A 17,782-nucleotide genomic window follows, 5' to 3' on the forward strand; every position below is an offset into this window, starting at 1 on the left:
CGCTGCGCAATCAGCGCCCCGCACTTTCCGCAATGGCCCGCGTTGCGTCATCCGCCGGAAAATACTGCTCGATGAATATGCCCTCGGTCAGCACCTCCTGCGCCGAGCCGAATGCCGTCAGCGTGGTGATCCAGCTGGTAACGGCATCGCCAAGATGCAGCTGCACGGTTATAACAGGTGGCGGGTTGCGCTCGCCCTGATCATTGCGCAACAGCGCTGATATTTCCGGATCGGTTTCATATTGTGCGATGCGCCGCGCCAGCGCGCTGCGTGGACCGTAAAGCCTGGCTTCGTTGCGGGCACGCTTCAGGAACAGCAGCGCGACATCCGGCCAGTTGGCGATGGACCGGCGCACGGGTCCCGGCTCAAGCACCAGCGCCAGAATATTGACACCCGGCGCAATCGGAATGCCCAGCGCTTCGGCCAAGCCCATGAAGCCAACATTGGCAACGAGAATGTCGTGATCCGCATTGAAGGCCACCGCCGGCCACGGCGCATGCCGCTCGAGGATCATGTGGAGCGTGTCGCGGATCAGTGGCGGCAGGCCGGCCATGCCTTCGCGTTCCGCCGAGAGGTAGCGCGGCGCAAAACCGGCCGCACCGAACAGCTCATTCTGAATCTTGAACGGCAGCTCCAGCGCTTCGCAGATGCGGATGATCATGCCCTCCGACGGCCTTGCCCGTCCGGTTTCGAGAAACGACAGATGTCGCGACGAGATACCAGCCTCCAGCGCCAGATCCATCTGGCTCATATGCCGGTGCGAACGCCATTGTTTCAGATGATCGCCGAATTCCATCACCGCTCCTGATTCCCGCCAGACTGGCGCGAATGCTTCGCAATATCCATTACTCCAGAGGTAATTGTTTCGATTACCTTATGCCGACACTCTCCGTTCATCAACACAACGAAGGAGAATGACATGACCAAAATCACCTTGAAAGACGGATTGACGATCAACGCAGTCCTCACCGGCATCACCGGGCTCGGCCTTGCACTGTTTGCCGAACTGGCGGCAGAATATCTCATCCCCGGCGCGCCGGTCTGGCTGATCGCAGCACTGGGTATCGCGCTCGTGCTGTTTGCCGCCGATGTCGCCCTGATCGCCCGATGGAAAGCCCAATCGAAACCATTGGTCGGTTTCGTTTTCATCGCCGACCTCGCATGGGTCATCGGCGTTCCGGCGATTCTTGTGGGGATGCCATCCGCCTTCACCGCCCTCGGCATCGCCGCCAGTCTGGCCATCACGGCCGTGGTTGCCTGCTTTGCCCTGATCGAATGGCGGGGGCTCAAAACGATGGGAGCGGCAAAAGCGATCTAGCGCCCGGCTTTTGTTGACACCAGAATTCAGATTATAGAGCCTCGCGCTTGACAGACGGTACGGTGTGAGGCCTATTTCACGCCGTTGCCGGGGCCGAACACCGCCGGGGCAACGCTGCAATGTGCAGGCAATTTATTTGTTCTAACACGCCAAACCACCCCTGTTCGCTCATCGATGGTCAGGCCTTCTGAAGCTGGAATACAATGGAAAAAGCAACAAAAAAGTCGATCAGACGCTGGGCTGTCGGTTTGGTTCTCCTGGCAATTCTTGCCTATTTCGTTCCCTATCTCGTGATCTTCTACCTGATCTGCGGCATCTATGACCTGTCGCGCAACAAGAATATCGACCTGCAGATGGTCGAACAGTATTTCTGGGGCAACGGCCTGTTCACCTGGATCCTGTCACCGCTAAACATCGTTCTCGACATCCTGTCGCTGCCCTATATCAACAAGGGCGTCTACAAGCTGGAAGACCTGCCATCCGACTATCAGGCGGAGGTCAAGCGCCTGATCACCGCGACGCAGAAGGAAGACCTGGTCGGCAAGCTGCAGTCCCGCGCGGAACAGCAGGCCCGCAGCATGTTCTTCTTCAAATGGTATGGCAAAGACCAGCCCAGCTTCGTCAACGTGCCGTCCTTCTACGAAAAATATAATTTCGTGAAGACCATCGGCGTGTCGGTGTTCAACAAGAAGAACTCGACGTCAAAACATTTTGGCCCGATCCGCGCCACCATCCGTGTCCTCTACAACATCAACGACATGAATGACCGCACGGCCTATATCTGGTGCGGCGACACGACGAGCTACTGGAAGGACGACAAGCTGTTCATTTTCGACGACACGCTGATGCACCAGTCCGTCAACCAGACCGACCAGACGCGTTATTGCCTGTTCGTCGACATTCTCCGCCCGTCCCATCTGCCCGGCCTCTATGCCGCCATCGTCTCGTTCATGGGCCTGATCCTCAAGGGCAGCAATTCGATCTTCTACAAGAACTGGAAAGTCATCCAGAAATAGGATTGTGATTTATATCAAATAAAAAGGGGCGCCGTGCGCCCCTTTTTTGTATCCGGATTTTTGCCGGCAAAGCCATGCTGCGTGGTTCGGTCTTTACCCCCGCAGTACCGCGCCGGTCTGCTTGCCAACACTCTCAACAATGCGTTTTGTCAACGCATCGAGATCCTCGTCATTGAGCGTGCGCTCCTGCGGCTGGATCGCAACTTCGATGGCAACGGATTTCTTGTCGGCGCCCAGCGAAGGGCCTTCGAACAGATCGAACACCTGAACGCCCGTGATCAGCTTCTTGTCGCCGGCCAGCGCCGCACGAACGATCGAAGCCGCATCCACCGCCTTGTCGACGACGAATGCAAAATCACGCCGTACGGTCTGGAAATCCGACAGTGTCAGCGGCGGCTTGGTGCGTGTTGCCTTCTGCTTCGGCTCGGGGATCGCATCGATGTAGATTTCGAACCCGCACAGCGCCCCCGATACATCGAGCGTTTCCAGCGTCTTCGGGTGGAACTCGCCGAATGTGCCCAGAATGACCTTCGGGCCGAGCTTGATCGTGCCGGAACGGCCGGGATGATACCAGGCCGGACCGCCGGTCTCGATCTGCAGCTTGTCGACGGGCGCACCGCAGGCTTCAAGCGCGGCAAGGGCATCAGCCTTGGCATCGAACACGCCGACCGGCGCGGCATTTCCGGCCCAGTGGCGGCCGGAACCGTCCAGCTTGGCCGTACCGCGGCGCACGCCGGCAGCAACGCGGCGCTGGGTTTCCGGCGTATTGCCTTCATAGGTGCCCGACACCTCGAACAGGGCAAGATCATTGAAGCCACGATCCGCATTGCGCTGTGCCGCAGCCAGCAGGCTTGGCAAGAGCGAAGGGCGCATATCCGACATATCGGCGGCAATCGGATTGGCGAGCTTCAGCGACGGCTGGCCGCCGCCGAACAGTTTTGCCTGTTCTTCCGAAATGAACGACCAGGTGACGGCTTCCATCATCCCGCGCGAGGCCAGCGCCCGCTTGGCGTTGCGGGTGCGGATCTGCAGGGTGGTCAGGATCTTGCCGTTGACCGCAGCATGGCTTTGCAGCGGCTGCGGATCGATACGGTTGACGCCATGGATGCGCATGACTTCTTCCACCAGATCGGCCTTGCCGTCGACATCCGGGCGCCAGGACGGAACCAGCACATCCACCACGTCGCCCGTGCCTTGCGGCTGGAAGCCGAGACGGCTGAGAATGTCGAGGCTTGTCTCGACCGGCACATCGATACCGGTGAGGCGCTTGACCTCCGCTGCCGGGAATGTCACCGACTTCGGCGTGTGGCCCTTATAGCCGACAAGCTGGGTTTCGGAAGGCGTGCCGCCGCACAGATCGAGGATCATATGGGTGGCAAGCTCGAGGCCCGGCACCATGAATTCCGGATCGACACCGCGCTCGAACCGGTAACGCGCATCGGTGATAATACCGAGATTGCGGCCGGTGCGCGCAATGGTCATGGCATCCCAAAGGGCGGACTCAACCACGACATTCGTCGTGTTATCATCGCAGCCGGAATGTTCACCGCCAAGGACGCCGGCAAGCGACTCGACACCGTCCGCATCGGCAATCACACCGATTTCAGGGTTCAGCGTGTATTCCTTGCCGTTGAGACCAAGGATCGTCTCGCCTTCCCGCGCCCAGCGCACGGTGAGGTTGCCCTTGACCTTGTCGGCATCGAACACATGCAGCGGACGGCCGCGATCGAACGTCATGTAGTTGGTGATATCGACCAGCGCATTGATCGGACGCAGGCCGATGGCCATCAGGCGCTGCTGCAGCCATTTCGGGCTCGGTCCGTTCTTCACGCCTTTGACCGTGCGCAGGGCGAAACCTTCACACATCGGCGCGCGGTCGCCGAAATCCAGCGACACGCTGACGGACGGGCTGCCCGCGCCTTTCACCGGCTCGACGGCATTGCTTTTCAGCGTGCCGAGCCCGGCCGCGGCCAGATCCCGGGCAACGCCGTAAATGCTGGTGCAGTCGGGACGGTTCGGTGTCAGGTTGATCTCGATGACCGGGTCATCCAGCCCGGCATAGGCCGCAAAACTGGTACCGACAGGGGCGTCAGCCGGCAGATCGATAATGCCGTTGTGCTCGTCCGACATCTGCAGCTCGCGCTCCGAGCACATCATGCCGTGGCTTTCGACGCCGCGAATCTTGCCGACCGAAAGGGTAACATCAATACCGGGGACGTAGGCACCCGGCGCTGCAAACGCGCCGATCAGACCGGCACGGGCATTGGGGGCGCCGCAGACGACCTGCAACGGCTTGCCGTCGCCGGTATCGACGGTGAGCACCTGCAGCTTGTCCGCATCCGGATGGCGGGCAGCGGTGAGCACCCTGGCGATGACAAAGGGCTTCAGTGCCGCCTTGTCATCCAGCGATTCCACTTCAAGACCGATCATGGTCAAGGTATCGACGATCTCGCCGAGCGAAGCCTCGGTCTCGAGATGATCTTTGAGCCAGGAGAGGGTGAATTTCATGATTTCACTCGTTTCTCGATTTCAGCGTTTGAGGGTTTCGACAAGGCAAAACCGCTCGCATAAAAGTTCCATGTCAGGCGAAAGGCCGTACCCGATCACGCGCTCAGGCCGCCGAACAGGGTCGGCATGTCGAGCGGGCGGAAGCCGTAATGCTGCAACCAGCGCACATCGGCATCGAAGAAGTCGCGCAGGTCCGGCATGCCATATTTGAGCATGGCGATGCGATCGATGCCCATGCCCCAGGCAAAGCCCTGATACTCGTCCGGATCAAGCCCGCCATGGCGCAGGACATTCGGATGAACCATGCCGCAGCCGAGGATTTCCATCCAGTCCGTGCCCTGGCCGAACTTGACCTCGTTGCCTGACCGGTCGCACTGGATATCGACTTCCAGCGACGGCTCGGTGAACGGGAAGAAGGACGGACGGAAGCGCATCTGCAGGGATGGTACCTCGAAGAAAGCCTTGCAGAATTCTTCCAGCACCCACTTCATATTGGCGACATTTGCCGTCTTGTCGATGACCAGCCCTTCCACCTGATGGAACATCGGCGAGTGGGTGGCATCGGAATCCATGCGGTAGGTCTTGCCGGGAATGACGATGCGGATCGGAGGCTTCTGCTTCTCCATCGTGCGGATCTGCACCGGGCTCGTATGGGTGCGCAGGAGCTTGCGCTCGCCATTCTCATCCGGATTGAAGAAAAACGTGTCGTGCATCTCCCGCGCCGGGTGGCCTTCGGGAAAATTCAGCGCCGTGAAATTGTAATAGTCGGTCTCGACATCCGGGCCTTCGGCAATTGAAAAACCCATATCGGCGAAAATCGCCGTGATTTCGTCTACCACCTGGCTGATCGGATGGATGCGCCCGCGCTCGGCCGGTGCGGTGCGCACGGGCAAAGTGACATCCAGCTTTTCCTTTTCGAGGCGCTCGGCAATCGCCGCATCCTTAAGCGTGCTCTTGCGGCTGGCCAGCGCGTCGGTGACGCGGTTCTTCAGACCGTTGATGGCCGGTCCCTGCGTCTGGCGCTCTTCCGGCGACATGGACCCCAGCGATTTCAGCTTTTCCGAAATCGAGCCCTTTTTGCCAAGCGCAGCAACACGGACAGCCTCGATGGCCGCTTCGTCATTCGCTGCCTCAATCTGCGCGACCAGCGCGCTTTCCAGTTGTACCAGATCGTCCATGCTTCTCACCTGTTTCGCGTCTTGAGCGATTATGCGATCAATTCAATGCAGAAAATTGAAAAACCCGCGCCAGCCGAGCCAGCGCGGGTTTCCCAAGTCTATAATTCCGAATGTGCTTTGGGAGCGGCGGCTGGCTTAGTGGACAGCGCCTTCAAAAGCATTCGGTGTGGTGTTCTTCAGGTATTCCAGTGCCTTCTTGGCGGAAGCCACGAGCGCACCGAATGCTGCTGGCTCGTGGATCGCGAGATCCGACAGAACCTTGCGGTCAACCTCGATACCGGACTTGCTCAGACCGTCGATGAAACGGCTGTAGGTCAGGCCATGCTCACGCACGGCAGCATTGATACGCTGGGTCCAGAGCGCGCGGAACGTGCGCTTCTTGTTCTTGCGGTCGCGGTAGGCGTACTGCTTCGAACGATCGACAGCAGCCTTTGCAGTCTTGATGGTATTCTTGCGGCGGCCGCGGAAACCCTCAGCCTGCTTCAGAACTTTTTTATGCTTGGCGTGGGACGTAACGCCCCGTTTGACACGTGCCATGATATGATCTCCTTAAAACGTCGCTGTCGGCTTAAAGGCCGTTGGGCAAGAACTTCTTCACGATTTTCGCATCGGCATCGGCGAGAACCATTGTGCCACGTGCGTCACGAATGAATTTGTTCGAACGTTTGATCATGCCATGGCGTTTGCCAGCGGCGGCGGCTTTAATCTTGCCAGTCCCAGTGATTTTGAACCGTTTCTTGGCGGCCGATTTGGTCTTCATTTTGGGCATTTTGCTACTCCTATTTCTAGGGTTCCCGTCACTCCGATGGAGCCTGAACCCTTCTGATTTCACTTCAGACCGACCAAAGTCTGAAAGCATGCAAAACCGCCACGGCATGCCCTGCCGGGCGGTTTGAACGCGGCCTTATACCCAGAAGCCGGAAAAAGCGCAACTGCTGAATCGTCTTCGATTCCGCAAAAAATCAGTAAAACCGAAAGAAGACGGGCAGAATATTGACCGATTGCAGATATTCGGCGAACTCAAGCAGGGGGTAGGAAATGAAAAAGACCAGTCCGTCTGCCAGCGTCTTGTACAGCATCGAAGACTTGACGCTCAGAACATCCGATTCCCGGTACAGCCTGAGATTGGGGAAGAACCGCGGTACTTCGCGCTTATAGGCAAGGTATGTCTCGCCGAAAACGGTCTCCAGATAACCTTCCTCGGCGATGATGACAAAATGGAAGGCGATATAGCACAGCACCGCCAGGATCAGGGCGACGGTCAGGCTGCCCGTCATCATGCCAATGCCGAAAGCCCCCACGGTGCTGAACACGTAAAGCGGGTTGCGGCTCATCGAATAAGGCCCCAGGCGGACGATTTCGGAACTCTTGCGCCCGCCGATGTAGAGCGTGCACCACATGCGGCCAAGGATTGCCAGAACAATCACACCGATGCCGAAATCCTCGATATATTCGTGGGTCCAGTTATCGGCCCAGGCAGATCGAACAGTCAACAAAGCGCCGAGAATCAGAAAAATGACGACTGCCAGCACAATTCGGCGGCGCCGCTGAAACCGGGCCATGTCCTTTGGAGATGTGAGCGCCATGTCAGCCCTTAAATCCGGATCGTTCAAGACAAAAGCCGCCCGAAGGCGGCCTTGGTCTCAAACTGTCGTTCAGCTTTAGCGTGGCGCCAGCACCATCATCATCTGGCGGCCTTCCAATCTTGGCTCGGCCTCAACTTTGGAAATATCGACCGTATCTTCCTTGACCCGGTCGAGCAGCCGCATTCCGAGTTCCTGGTGCGCCATTTCGCGACCACGGAAACGCAATGTCACCTTGACCTTGTCACCTTCGTCGAAGAATCGCTTGATAGCCTTCATCTTCACATCATAATCATGCGTGTCGATGTTCGGTCGCATCTTGATTTCTTTGATTTCGACTGTTTTCTGCTTCTTGCGCGCCTCGGCAGCCTTCTTCTGTCCCTGGTACTTCAGTTTCCCGAGGTCAACAATCTTGCACACCGGCGGCTCGGCATTCGGCACGATCTCGACGAGATCGAGTCCGGCCTCATCGGCCATGGCCAGCGCGGCCTGAATCGTGACGATACCGTGGTTTTCACCTTCGGCATCGATGAGCTGTACCTGGGGTACCCGGATATCGCGGTTGGAACGCGGTCCATCTTTCTGGACCACCTGTGCTCTAAAGGGTCGGCGAATGGCAGTAGTCTCCTTGAATTATTTCGGTCCCGCAAATAGCACCGTCGGGGCCCGCCTGCAATGCTTTGTCTGCAGCGGTTAGCTCAATAACATCTTTTCACGGATAAATCATCTGGTTCAGATATAGGAATATTCGCATTCTATACAACGTGGTTTCCAGTTGAATGGGTTTCATCATCGAATTTTGCATGGCAAAAGCAAGCGGCACATCCTGGAGACTGACACATGACGGCTCACCCGCCGGTATTCCTCACCCTCAACGACATCGAGATCGCCGTGCGCCACCGCGAGGGCGCTGAGCCCGGCATCGTCTGGCTCGGCGGTTACCGTTCGGACATGCTCGGCAGCAAGGCCGAGTGGCTGGATCAGTGGGCTGAAGCCAACGGCCATGCATTCCTGCGTCACGATTACTCCGCCCATGGCGAGTCGGGTGGTGCGTTTCGCGACGGCACAATTTCGCTCTGGCTCGAACAGAGCCTTGCGGTCTTCAAAACGTTTTCGTCGGGGCCGCAAATCCTCGTCGGTTCATCCATGGGCGGCTGGATCGCCCTGCGCATGATCGAAGAACTGCAAAAGGCCGGTGAACACAGCCGTGTTGCCGGGCTGGTCCTGATTGCGCCCGCACCGGACTTCACGTCCGAGCTGGTCGAACCCGAATTGACGCCGGACCAGCGCCGCCAGCTTGCCGAGCGGGGCTATATGGAAGAACCATCCGAATATGCCCCTGAGCCCTATATCTACACCAAGGCCCTGTTGGACGACGGCCGAGCCAATCAGGTGCTGAAAGGGGTGATCCGGACCGGCTGCCCCGTGCACATCCTGCAGGGGATGGAGGACAGGGATGTTCCCTACACCCATGCCCTGCGGCTGGTTGATCACTTGCCGGTTGACGACGTGACGATTACGCTGGTGCGCGATGGCGATCATCGTCTGTCACGCCCGCAGGATCTGGAGCTTCTCACCCGCACCGTGGCTTCGATGGTTGACCGATCGAAAACCCGCCTGCCCATTCTGTAAATCCTCCCAACAGGTTTCATCCCATGCGCTCCTCCGTGATTGCTTCTGCCGTCGTCGCCGCCATTGTTGGGTTTGGCGGCACGCTCGCACTGATCATCGCGGCGGCACAGGCGCTTGGCGCGACACAGGCGCAGACGGCAAGCTGGGTGACGGCGCTTTGCCTTGCCATGTTTATCTCCACGGGTTTTCTCAGCTGGCGTTACAAGATGCCAATCATCACGGCATGGTCGACGCCCGGACTGGCCCTGATCGGGGCCAGCACGGGCTTTACCATGCAGCAGGGTGTCGGCGCCTTCATCGTCACAGCCATCGCCATCATCATCACGGGACTGGTCAAGCCGGTTTCCGGCCTTGTTTCCAAAATTCCGGCATCGATTGCCTCCGGCATGCTGGCTGGCGTCCTGTTCGCCTTCCTCATCGGCGCTGCGCGAACAATCCCCGTCGATCCGATCTTCGTCGTGCCTTTGGTGCTTCTCTTCTTCGTCATCCGCCTGTTCAATCCGGCCATGGCAGTCCTCGCCGTGCTGTTCGGCGGCATTCTCTTCGCCTTTCTCAGCGGCCGTGTTGCCAGCGTACCGGATATCAGCCTCTCGACGCTCACCCTCGTCATGCCGGTCTTCGACACACGGGCGATCATCGGCATTGCCCTGCCGCTTTACCTCGTCACCATGGCGTCGCAGAATCTGCCCGGTTTTGCCGTGCTTCGTGCCGCCGGTTACGAGCCGCCGACGGCGGCGGCATTGCAGGTAACAGGGCTCCTTTCATTGCTGACGGCCCCCTTCGGCGCACATACGAGCAACATGGCCGCCATCTCGGCGGCGATCTGCACCGGGCCGGATGCCCATCCGGATCCGGCGCAGCGCTGGCTGACCGGCCCGTTCTACGCGCTCTCCTATCTGATACTGGCCATCTTCGGGGCTTCGCTGGTGGCGCTGTTTGCCGTCCTGCCGGCACCCCTGATCGCTCTGGTCGCCGGTCTCGCCCTGATCGGCGCCTTTGCCAATGCGCTGACGATCGCACTGAAAAACGAGACCGAGCGGCTAGCCGCCGTCGTCACCTTTGCCGTGACCGCATCGGGCATTTCCATTGCCGGAATCGGCGCTGCCTTCTGGGCGCTGGCGGCGGGCCTGCTTGTGGTTGCCTTCGATCACGCAAAGAAACATATCTGATTCCAAGCCCTTACCGCATTCAAGCCCGACATTTCTTGAAAAGCCGCAATCCGTCTCCCATGTCGTAATCAATCGACCAATACTGCGCCGTGCGCCCTGCAGGGCGCACAAAGGACGCAGTATAATTTTTGGATTGGCACATGATCCTTATCCAAAAACCATTCCGGTTTTTGGGGTCATGTGCGGGTCGGGCTTTCGTGAGAAGGAAGAGCTTTTATGAACAATGCTGCTTTGATCCGGCCGGGCTGGACCCCAGCAACCATCGCCCTGATGGTTATTGGTTTCATGCTGTTCTGGCCGCTTGGTTTCGCCATGCTCGCTTACATCCTTTGGGGTAACCGGCTGGATGGTTTCAAGCGCGACGTCGGTCGCGCTACCGATGGCTTCTGCGGCGCATTCCGTCGCGGCAAAGGTCCGTCCTTCGGACGCGGTTCGTTCGGTACAGGCAATGTCGCCTTCGACGAATGGCGCGAAAAGGAACTGGAGCGCCTGGCCGAGGACCGCCGCAAGCTCGAAGAGATGCGCGCCGCGTTCGAGGACTACGCGCATGAACTGCGCCGTGCCAAGGACCGGGAAGAGTTTGACCGCTTCATGGCTGAACGCAATGCCGCGGCGAAGAAGCCGTCTTCGGGCGTCAACAACGCCGAAGAGGAATAACACCATCCTGCGGACGGTTCCCTCCAGTCCTGTCCGCATTTCCCCCAGCGAAGCGGCGCCGGAGCGATCCGGCGCCGCCTCTGTTTTGTCTCACGGCTTTCACCCGAATCAATTAAAGTCCCGCCCATGATCCTTTCGCTGTTCCGAAGCCCGCCGAAAAAATCCGCGACGCTGAAAGCCGAGCGGAGCTACGAGGTTGCGGGCCGTGTCCTGCCGTTGCGCGTGATGGAAAACCCGCGCGCGACGCGTCTTACCCTGCGCATCGATGCGGGCGGCAAGGGATTGCGGATCACCGTGCCGCCGGGGATGCCGACGCGCGAAGTTGACAAATTCCTGGCGCGTCACGAGGGCTGGATCGAGACCCGCATTGCCAAGATGCCGGACCAGCCCAAAGTGCGGCCGGGGGTCAAGATTCCGATCCGCGGCGTCCCGCATCTCATCGTGCATGAACCGGACAAGCGTGGAACCGTGCGGCAGGAAAACGGCGCGGAGGGTCCGCGATTGATCGTCCATGGCGACCGGCCGCATCTGGCGCGGAGGGTCGGTGACTTCCTCAAGCGGGAAGCACGGCACGATCTGGACATGCTGGTGGCGCGGCACACCGCAACCGTCGGACGGCGGGCCAAGATTATCCGCCTCAAGGATACCAAAAGCCGCTGGGGCTCCTGCACCTCGGACGGCACCCTCTCCTTTTCCTGGCGCATCATGATGGCGCCGCCGCCGATCATCGACTATCTCGTGGCGCATGAAGTTGCCCATCTGAAAGAGATGAACCACGGACCAAAATTCTGGAAACTTTGCGGCGAGCTCTGCCCGGATACGGAACGCTGCAAGGCCTGGTTGAAACGCAACGGCAGCGCCCTTCAGGCGATTGATTTCAGCTGATGCCGGAACCAGTCACGCCTGCCATAGAAGCGGCCGCCCGAATCCTCTGGAATTTCCATCTCGTCTATGACCCGCTGGGCCCGGCCGACCTGATCATCGGCCTCGGCAGCTACGACCTGCGCGTGGCCGACCGCTGCGCCGATCTGTGGCATCAGGGGCTGGCCGCCAAAATCCTGTTTACCGGCAAGGCCGGCAACTGGACCAACCATCTCTACACAACGAGCGAGGCGGAAGCATTTGCCGCGCGCGCCATCGGCGCTGGCGTCCCGGCCGACGCGATTCTGATTGAACCGAACGCGACCAATATCGGCGAGAATATACGGTTTGCGCGGGAAATGGCTGGCGATACCGTTAAGCGCGTCATCATCGTCACCAAACCGCAGACGCAGCGCCGGGCCTTCGCGACGGTGCGGGCGCAATGGCCGGAGATAAACGCCGCGGTGACGGCACCATTGCACGGCTTTCAGGATCAACCGCTCACGACCTATCCGCTCGACCGGCTGATCCATGAGATGGTTGGCGACATCAAGCGCATCGTCGACTATCCGGTCAAAGGCTTTCAGATTGCGCAATCGGTCCCTTCGGCTGTCGCAGATGCGTTCGATTTCCTTGTCAAAGCGGGCTATGACCACCACCTTTAGTATCGAAGGATAAACCGCGCAAAATCCTCGACTCTTGCGCGTTTTCGTGGCACTGGCACCGGTTATGAGCCTTGATATCAAAATATGCGGATTAAAGACCGACGAAGCCGTTGCGGCAGCGCTGGATGAAGGTGCGTCGCATATCGGTTTTATCTTTTTCCCCAAAAGCCCGCGCAATGTCGATGCGCAGACCGCCGGCCGCCTGCGCCGCGCCGCAGTCGGTCGGGCGAAGGCCGTTGCTGTCACCGTAAATGCAGATGACGCAACGCTTGATGCGATTGTTGCCGAGATGCAGCCCGACATGCTGCAGCTGCATGGCGACGAAAGTCCGGCCCGTGTCAGCGCCGTGAAGCAGCGCTACGGATTGCCTGTCATCAAGGCCCTGGCGCTGCGCGAACGCCGCGATCTTGACGCGATTGCCCCCTATATCGGCATTGCCGACGGCTTTCTCTTCGATGCCAAACCACCCAAGGGATCGGACCTTCCGGGAGGAAATGGCGTGTCTTTCGACTGGCAAATCCTCGGCGGCCTTGACGCCTCGGTCAATTACATGCTTTCCGGGGGCCTCAACGCCGGTAATATTGCCGAGGCGCTGGAAGCGACGAATGCGCGCGGCATCGATATTTCGTCCGGCGTCGAGTCCGCGCCGGGTGTAAAAGATGTTAGCCTGATCAGAGAATTTTTCCGGGTTGCGCGCGCCACCAAAGGCGCTGATGTGGCCTGAACAAACGGAGCGGAACGGTGGACAAGGCGGTTGAACCCAATTCATTCAAGACAGGTCCTGACGAAGAGGGCATGTTCGGTATTTTCGGCGGGCGTTTCGTTGCTGAAACGTTGATGCCGCTGATCCTTGAATTGCAGCAGGCCTATGACGACGCCAAGAATGATCCGGCCTTCAAGGCCGAGCTGCGTGAATTGTCCACCAATTACGCCGGGCGCCCGTCAAAACTCTATTATGCCGAAGGTTTGACCAGGCATGTCCGCCAGCTTGCCAGGGACAAGGGTCTTGATGGCGGCGCGAAAATCTACTTCAAGCGCGAAGACCTCAATCATACCGGCAGCCACAAGATCAACAATTGCCTTGGCCAGATCCTGCTGGCAAAGCGCATGGGCAAGACCCGCATCATCGCGGAAACCGGTGCCGGCCAGCACGGCGTTGCCTCAGCGACGGTCTCGGCCCGGTTCGGCCTGCCCTGTGTCGTCTATATGGGCGCAACCGACGTCGAACGGCAGGCACCCAATGTTTTCCGCATGAAGCTGCTGGGCGCTGAAGTGAAGCCCGTCGCCTCCGGCCACGGCACGTTGAAGGATGCGATGAACGAGGCGCTGCGCGACTGGGTCTCGAATGTCGATGACACCTACTACCTCATCGGCACCGCTGCAGGCCCGCATCCCTATCCGGAACTGGTGCGCGATTTCCAGTCGGTGATCGGCGAGGAAGCACGCGCGCAGATCCTCGAGCGTGAAGGCCGCCTGCCCGATACGATCATTGCGGCCGTCGGCGGCGGCTCCAACGCCATCGGCCTGTTCCACCCCTTCCTTGACGACAAGAGCGTCGAAATCATCGGCGTTGAAGCCGGCGGCCGCGGCCTCGACGGCGAGGAGCATTGCGCCTCCATGAGTGCCGGCAGCCCTGGCGTGCTGCATGGCAACCGCACTTATCTGCTGCAGAACAAGGACGGCCAGATTCTCGATGGCCACTCGGTTTCCGCCGGTCTCGATTATCCGGGCGTCGGGCCGGAGCATTCCTGGCTGCGCGATACCGGCCGGGTTTCCTATGTGCCGATCCTCGATGACGAGGCTCTCGATGCGTTCCAGCTGACGACACGCGTCGAAGGCATCATTCCCGCGCTTGAATCGGCCCATGCCATTGCCCAGGCGGTGAAAATCGCACCTGAAATGGCACAGGACAAGATCATGATCGTCAACCTGTCGGGTCGCGGCGACAAGGATGTGCATACGGTCGGCAAACTCATGGGCATGGAGATTTAAGCATGGCGACCCGTATCGACAGAAAATTTGCCGCGTTGAAGGCGGAGGGTCGTCCGGCACTCGTGACCTATTTCATGGGCGGCGATCCGGATTATGAGACCTCGCTGAAGATCATGAAGGCACTGCCCGGTTCCGGTTCGGATATCATCGAGCTCGGCGTTCCCTTTTCCGATCCGATGGCCGACGGCCCGGCAATTCAGGCAGCTGGCCTGCGTGCCCTGAAAAAGGGCATGTCGCTGACAAAGACGCTCGCACTCGCTGCAAGCTTCCGCGAGAGCGACAACACCACGCCGATCGTTCTGATGGGGTATTACAATCCTATCTATATCTATGGTGTCGACCGCTTCCTCAGGGATGCGGTGGCCTCCGGTATCGATGGCCTGATCATCGTCGACCTGCCGCCGGAAATGGATGCGGAACTGTGCATTCCCGCCATCAAGGCCGGCATCAACTTCATCCGGCTGGCCACACCGACGACGGACGAGAAGCGTCTTCCCAAGGTGCTGCAGAACACATCCGGCTTTGTCTACTACGTCTCGATGAACGGCATCACCGGTTCTGCCCTGCCCGATACGAGCAGGGTGGCGGATGCGGTCAAGCGCATCAAGCAGCATACGGACCTGCCAGTTGTGGTCGGGTTCGGCGTCAAGACCGCAGAGCAGGCCAAGGTGATCAGCACCGCGGCGGATGGCGTTGTCGTCGGCACCGCAATCGTCAATGCCGTTGCCAATACAATCCGTCCGGATGGCTCGCTTGTGGCCGATCCGGCCGAAGCCGTCGCCACGATGGTGCAGGGACTTTCCAGCGGCGTGCGCGCCGTGCGCCTTGCAGCGGCGGAATAGAAGCCCTAAATCACAATACCGACGAGAGAACAGGACCGATCATGAACTGGATCACAAATTACGTCCGGCCGAAGATCAATTCGATGCTTGGTCGCCGCGAAATGCCCGAAAACCTCTGGATCAAGGATCCGGTTTCGGGCGAGATGGTCTTCCATACGGATCTGGAAAAGAACCAGTGGGTCGTGCCGTCGTCCGGCCACCACATGCGCATTCGTGCCAAGGACCGCCTGCGCTACTTTTTCGATGATGGCGCCTACGAATTGCTGGAACAGCCGAAAGTGGTCACCGATCCGCTGAAGTTCCGTGACGAAAAGCGCTATATCGACCGCCTGAAGGAACATCGCGCCAAGTCCGGCGTCGAAGATACGATCATCAACGCGCTGGGCACCATCGAAGGCCTGCCGATTGTGGCAACGGTTCAGGATTTCAGCTTCATCGGCGGATCGCTGGGCATGGCGGCAGGCGAAGCCATCATCAAGGCGTTTGAAACGGCAATCGCCCAGAAGCGGCCGCTCGTTCTGTTCGCTGCCTCCGGCGGCGCCCGCATGCAGGAAGGCATTCTTTCGCTGATGCAGCTGCCGCGCACCACCGTTGCGGTGGAAATGCTGAAGGAAGCGGGCCTGCCCTATATCGTGGTTCTCACCAACCCGACCACGGGCGGCGTCACCGCCTCCTACGCCATGCTGGGCGACATCCATATTGCCGAGCCGGGCGCGCTGATCGGCTTTGCCGGACAACGCGTCATCGAGCAGACCATTCGGGAAAAGCTGCCGGAAGGCTTCCAGACCGCCGAATACCTGAAAGCCCATGGCATGGTCGACATGGTCGTGCCGCGCACCGAACTCAAAGCCACCATTGCGCGTCTGTTGAAGATGCTCATGGGCGAAAAGGCCACCGAGGTTCCCGTTGCCAAACCGAATGGCGCGGCGCTGCCGGCAACGATTGAAGCCGAAGCTTGATTCAATTGATGGTTCTGGAGGCCTTTGCCGTTGGCTTTGTCTGTGTCGTCGAAGGCTGAGGCGATTATCGAGCGTTTGCTCGGGCTTCACCCGAAGGGTTTTGACCTGTCGCTGGGGCGCGTCACGCGTCTTCTCCATGCCTTGGGCAATCCGCACCTGAAAATGCCTCCCGTCATCCACGTGGCGGGCACCAACGGCAAGGGGTCATGCGTTGCGTTCTCCAGGGCGCTTTTGGAAGATGCCGGTTATACGGTGCACGTGCACACCTCGCCGCATCTCGTTCACTGGTATGAACGCTACAGACTGGGTGCACCGGGCGGCGGCAAGCTGGTCGACGATGAAACCTTTGCCGACGCCCTCACCCGGGTCGAGGAAGCCAATGCCGGTCAGGCCATCACCGTTTTCGAGATACTGACCGCCGTCACCTTCGTCCTGTTTTCCGAACATCCGGCCGATGCCGTGATCCTCGAGGTCGGGCTTGGCGGCCGTTTCGACGCCACGAACGTCATTCCGGAGCCTGCGGTCAGCGTCATCATGCCGATCTCGCTCGATCACCAGCCCTATCTCGGCGACAGGGTGGAGCTGATCGCAGCGGAGAAAGCCGGTATCATCAAGCCGGGCTGCCCGGTTGTCATCGGTGCGCAGGAAGAAGAAGCGGCACGCATGGTGCTGATCGAAACGGCCGAGCGGCGGGATTGCCCCTTTGCCGTCTACGGCCAAGATTTTCTTGCCTTCGAAGAACGCGGCCGGATGATCTATCAGGACAATACGGGCCTCCTCGACCTACCCTTGCCGGCCTTGCTCGGGCGGCATCAGTTGTCCAATGCCGCAGCCGCCATCCAGGCGGTGAAGACGGCGGGTTTCACGCTGCCGGATTATGCCATCGAAACGGCCATGACAACCGTCGAATGGCCCGCCCGCATGCAGCGCCTGATCAAGGGCAAGCTGGTCGAGCTGGCAGTACCCGGTTCGGAAATATGGCTCGATGGCGGCCACAACCCCGGTGCAGGCCTGGTGATTGCCGAGGCAATCGCCTCGCTGGAAGACCGCAGCCCGCGGCCGCTTTTCCTGATCACCGGGATGATCAACACGAAAGACCCCATCGGCTATTTCGAAGCCTTCACCGGCATGGCGCGGCATGTCTATACGGTGCCGATCCGCTCCAGCGATTCCGGGATTCCGCATGAACAGCTGGCGATTGCCGCCGGCGATGCCGGCCTTTCTGCCGAGCCGGTGCATTCTGTCGAGAATGCACTGAAAATATTGCGGGACAGCTGGGACAAGTCCGAGCCCGCACCCCGCATTCTCATCGGCGGCTCGCTGTATCTCGCCGGCGACGTTCTGGCCGAAAACGGCACCCCGCCGCAATAAAAAACCCGGCACGAATGCCGGGTTTGATGAA

At 59.6% G+C, this 17,782-nt stretch carries 19 protein-coding genes; 12 read left to right on the forward strand and 7 right to left on the reverse strand.

What is annotated here, in order from left to right; translation table 11 throughout:
• Positions 1-10: 10 nt before the first annotated feature.
• Positions 11-796, reverse strand: a complete 786-nt coding sequence (locus tag ACZ25R_RS21245; protein ID WP_472462126.1) for a helix-turn-helix domain-containing protein — start codon at positions 794-796, stop codon at positions 11-13.
• A gap of 123 nt (positions 797-919) precedes the next feature.
• Here ACZ25R_RS21245 and ACZ25R_RS21250 point away from each other — a divergent pair, with 123 nt between their 5' ends.
• Together ACZ25R_RS21250 and ACZ25R_RS21255 are read left to right on the forward strand one after the other, a co-directional pair.
• Entirely contained in the window at positions 920-1,318 is a 399-nt protein-coding gene (locus ACZ25R_RS21250; RefSeq protein ID WP_472462127.1) for a hypothetical protein, read from the forward strand.
• Positions 1,319-1,521: 203 nt separating this feature from the next.
• Positions 1,522-2,334 carry an aspartyl/asparaginyl beta-hydroxylase domain-containing protein gene (locus ACZ25R_RS21255; RefSeq protein ID WP_472462128.1) on the forward strand — a complete coding sequence of 271 codons (813 nt, stop codon included), beginning with the start codon at positions 1,522-1,524 and terminating at the stop codon, positions 2,332-2,334.
• Between the two features lie 93 nt (positions 2,335-2,427).
• Here the strand turns inward: ACZ25R_RS21255 and pheT are convergent, their stop codons facing one another.
• The 6 genes from pheT to infC form a co-directional block, all read right to left on the reverse strand.
• On the reverse strand, positions 2,428-4,842 hold the full coding sequence (gene pheT, locus ACZ25R_RS21260) for a phenylalanine--tRNA ligase subunit beta (RefSeq protein ID WP_472462129.1): 2,415 nt from the start codon (positions 4,840-4,842) through the stop codon (positions 2,428-2,430).
• A gap of 95 nt (positions 4,843-4,937) precedes the next feature.
• Positions 4,938-6,020 (reverse strand): phenylalanine--tRNA ligase subunit alpha, encoded by a 1,083-nt coding sequence (pheS, locus tag ACZ25R_RS21265; RefSeq protein WP_105734098.1) that lies wholly within the window; start codon positions 6,018-6,020, stop codon positions 4,938-4,940.
• 135 nt (positions 6,021-6,155) lie between these two features.
• Positions 6,156-6,557 carry a 50S ribosomal protein L20 gene (rplT, locus tag ACZ25R_RS21270; RefSeq protein WP_091879294.1) on the reverse strand — a complete coding sequence of 134 codons (402 nt, stop codon included), beginning with the start codon at positions 6,555-6,557 and terminating at the stop codon, positions 6,156-6,158.
• Between the two features lie 31 nt (positions 6,558-6,588).
• The gene (gene rpmI, locus ACZ25R_RS21275) at positions 6,589-6,789 is read right to left on the reverse strand and encodes a 50S ribosomal protein L35 (RefSeq protein ID WP_008127399.1); all 201 of its coding nucleotides are present in this window, start codon (positions 6,787-6,789) and stop codon (positions 6,589-6,591) included.
• Positions 6,790-6,982: 193 nt separating this feature from the next.
• Complete coding sequence (locus ACZ25R_RS21280) at positions 6,983-7,606, reverse strand: methyltransferase family protein (protein ID WP_464661991.1); 624 nt, start codon at positions 7,604-7,606, stop codon at positions 6,983-6,985.
• 75 nt (positions 7,607-7,681) lie between these two features.
• Positions 7,682-8,218: a translation initiation factor IF-3 gene (gene infC, locus ACZ25R_RS21285; protein WP_105734100.1), complete on the reverse strand. Its 537-nt coding sequence runs from the start codon at positions 8,216-8,218 to the stop codon at positions 7,682-7,684.
• 225 nt (positions 8,219-8,443) lie between these two features.
• Here infC and ACZ25R_RS21290 point away from each other — a divergent pair, with 225 nt between their 5' ends.
• The 10 genes from ACZ25R_RS21290 to ACZ25R_RS21335 all read left to right on the forward strand — a co-directional run bounded on the left by ACZ25R_RS21290 (position 8,444) and on the right by ACZ25R_RS21335 (position 17,751).
• Positions 8,444-9,235: an alpha/beta hydrolase gene (locus ACZ25R_RS21290; RefSeq protein ID WP_472462130.1), complete on the forward strand. Its 792-nt coding sequence runs from the start codon at positions 8,444-8,446 to the stop codon at positions 9,233-9,235.
• Between the two features lie 23 nt (positions 9,236-9,258).
• Positions 9,259-10,404 carry a benzoate/H(+) symporter BenE family transporter gene (locus ACZ25R_RS21295; RefSeq protein WP_472462131.1) on the forward strand — a complete coding sequence of 382 codons (1,146 nt, stop codon included), beginning with the start codon at positions 9,259-9,261 and terminating at the stop codon, positions 10,402-10,404.
• Positions 10,405-10,620: 216 nt separating this feature from the next.
• A complete protein-coding gene (locus tag ACZ25R_RS21300) occupies positions 10,621-11,061 on the forward strand; it encodes a DUF2852 domain-containing protein (protein WP_472462132.1) in 441 nt (146 codons plus the stop codon).
• Between the two features lie 126 nt (positions 11,062-11,187).
• Positions 11,188-11,946 carry a M48 family metallopeptidase gene (locus tag ACZ25R_RS21305; RefSeq protein ID WP_472462133.1) on the forward strand — a complete coding sequence of 253 codons (759 nt, stop codon included), beginning with the start codon at positions 11,188-11,190 and terminating at the stop codon, positions 11,944-11,946.
• Positions 11,946-12,587: a YdcF family protein gene (locus ACZ25R_RS21310; protein ID WP_472462134.1), complete on the forward strand. Its 642-nt coding sequence runs from the start codon at positions 11,946-11,948 to the stop codon at positions 12,585-12,587. The genes ACZ25R_RS21305 and ACZ25R_RS21310 overlap by 1 nt, the downstream gene beginning before the upstream one ends.
• Before the next feature lie 64 nt (positions 12,588-12,651).
• Positions 12,652-13,311 carry a phosphoribosylanthranilate isomerase gene (locus tag ACZ25R_RS21315; RefSeq protein WP_472462135.1) on the forward strand — a complete coding sequence of 220 codons (660 nt, stop codon included), beginning with the start codon at positions 12,652-12,654 and terminating at the stop codon, positions 13,309-13,311.
• Positions 13,312-13,328: 17 nt separating this feature from the next.
• Positions 13,329-14,579, forward strand: a complete 1,251-nt coding sequence (gene trpB, locus ACZ25R_RS21320; protein ID WP_472462136.1) for a tryptophan synthase subunit beta — start codon at positions 13,329-13,331, stop codon at positions 14,577-14,579.
• A 2-nt stretch (positions 14,580-14,581) separates the two neighbouring features.
• On the forward strand, positions 14,582-15,421 hold the full coding sequence (gene trpA / locus ACZ25R_RS21325) for a tryptophan synthase subunit alpha (protein WP_472462137.1): 840 nt from the start codon (positions 14,582-14,584) through the stop codon (positions 15,419-15,421).
• 41 nt (positions 15,422-15,462) lie between these two features.
• Entirely contained in the window at positions 15,463-16,380 is a 918-nt protein-coding gene (accD, locus tag ACZ25R_RS21330) for an acetyl-CoA carboxylase, carboxyltransferase subunit beta (protein ID WP_223613979.1), read from the forward strand.
• 42 nt (positions 16,381-16,422) lie between these two features.
• Positions 16,423-17,751 (forward strand): bifunctional folylpolyglutamate synthase/dihydrofolate synthase, encoded by a 1,329-nt coding sequence (locus tag ACZ25R_RS21335; RefSeq protein WP_472462536.1) that lies wholly within the window; start codon positions 16,423-16,425, stop codon positions 17,749-17,751.
• Positions 17,752-17,782 lie beyond the last annotated feature (31 nt).

Source organism: Phyllobacterium sp. RCAM01083 (assembly GCF_055685835.1).

Excerpts from the sequence above, each read along its gene's own strand:
- ACZ25R_RS21300 (WP_472462132.1), top strand. The coding sequence starts at position 10,621 with ATGAACAATGCTGCTTTGATCCGGCCGGGCTGGACCCCAGCAACCATC.
- rplT (WP_091879294.1), bottom strand. The coding sequence starts at position 6,557 with ATGGCACGTGTCAAACGGGGCGTTACGTCCCACGCCAAGCATAAAAAA.
- accD (WP_223613979.1), top strand. The coding sequence starts at position 15,463 with ATGAACTGGATCACAAATTACGTCCGGCCGAAGATCAATTCGATGCTT.
- ACZ25R_RS21305 (WP_472462133.1), top strand. The coding sequence starts at position 11,188 with ATGATCCTTTCGCTGTTCCGAAGCCCGCCGAAAAAATCCGCGACGCTG.
- ACZ25R_RS21315 (WP_472462135.1), top strand. The coding sequence starts at position 12,652 with ATGAGCCTTGATATCAAAATATGCGGATTAAAGACCGACGAAGCCGTT.
- ACZ25R_RS21245 (WP_472462126.1), bottom strand. The coding sequence starts at position 796 with ATGGAATTCGGCGATCATCTGAAACAATGGCGTTCGCACCGGCATATG.
- ACZ25R_RS21290 (WP_472462130.1), top strand. The coding sequence starts at position 8,444 with ATGACGGCTCACCCGCCGGTATTCCTCACCCTCAACGACATCGAGATC.
- ACZ25R_RS21250 (WP_472462127.1), top strand. The coding sequence starts at position 920 with ATGACCAAAATCACCTTGAAAGACGGATTGACGATCAACGCAGTCCTC.
- ACZ25R_RS21255 (WP_472462128.1), top strand. The coding sequence starts at position 1,522 with ATGGAAAAAGCAACAAAAAAGTCGATCAGACGCTGGGCTGTCGGTTTG.
- ACZ25R_RS21280 (WP_464661991.1), bottom strand. The coding sequence starts at position 7,606 with ATGGCGCTCACATCTCCAAAGGACATGGCCCGGTTTCAGCGGCGCCGC.
- ACZ25R_RS21295 (WP_472462131.1), top strand. The coding sequence starts at position 9,259 with ATGCGCTCCTCCGTGATTGCTTCTGCCGTCGTCGCCGCCATTGTTGGG.
- ACZ25R_RS21310 (WP_472462134.1), top strand. The coding sequence starts at position 11,946 with ATGCCGGAACCAGTCACGCCTGCCATAGAAGCGGCCGCCCGAATCCTC.
- pheT (WP_472462129.1), bottom strand. The coding sequence starts at position 4,842 with ATGAAATTCACCCTCTCCTGGCTCAAAGATCATCTCGAGACCGAGGCT.
- pheS (WP_105734098.1), bottom strand. The coding sequence starts at position 6,020 with ATGGACGATCTGGTACAACTGGAAAGCGCGCTGGTCGCGCAGATTGAG.
- rpmI (WP_008127399.1), bottom strand. The coding sequence starts at position 6,789 with ATGCCCAAAATGAAGACCAAATCGGCCGCCAAGAAACGGTTCAAAATC.
- trpA (WP_472462137.1), top strand. The coding sequence starts at position 14,582 with ATGGCGACCCGTATCGACAGAAAATTTGCCGCGTTGAAGGCGGAGGGT.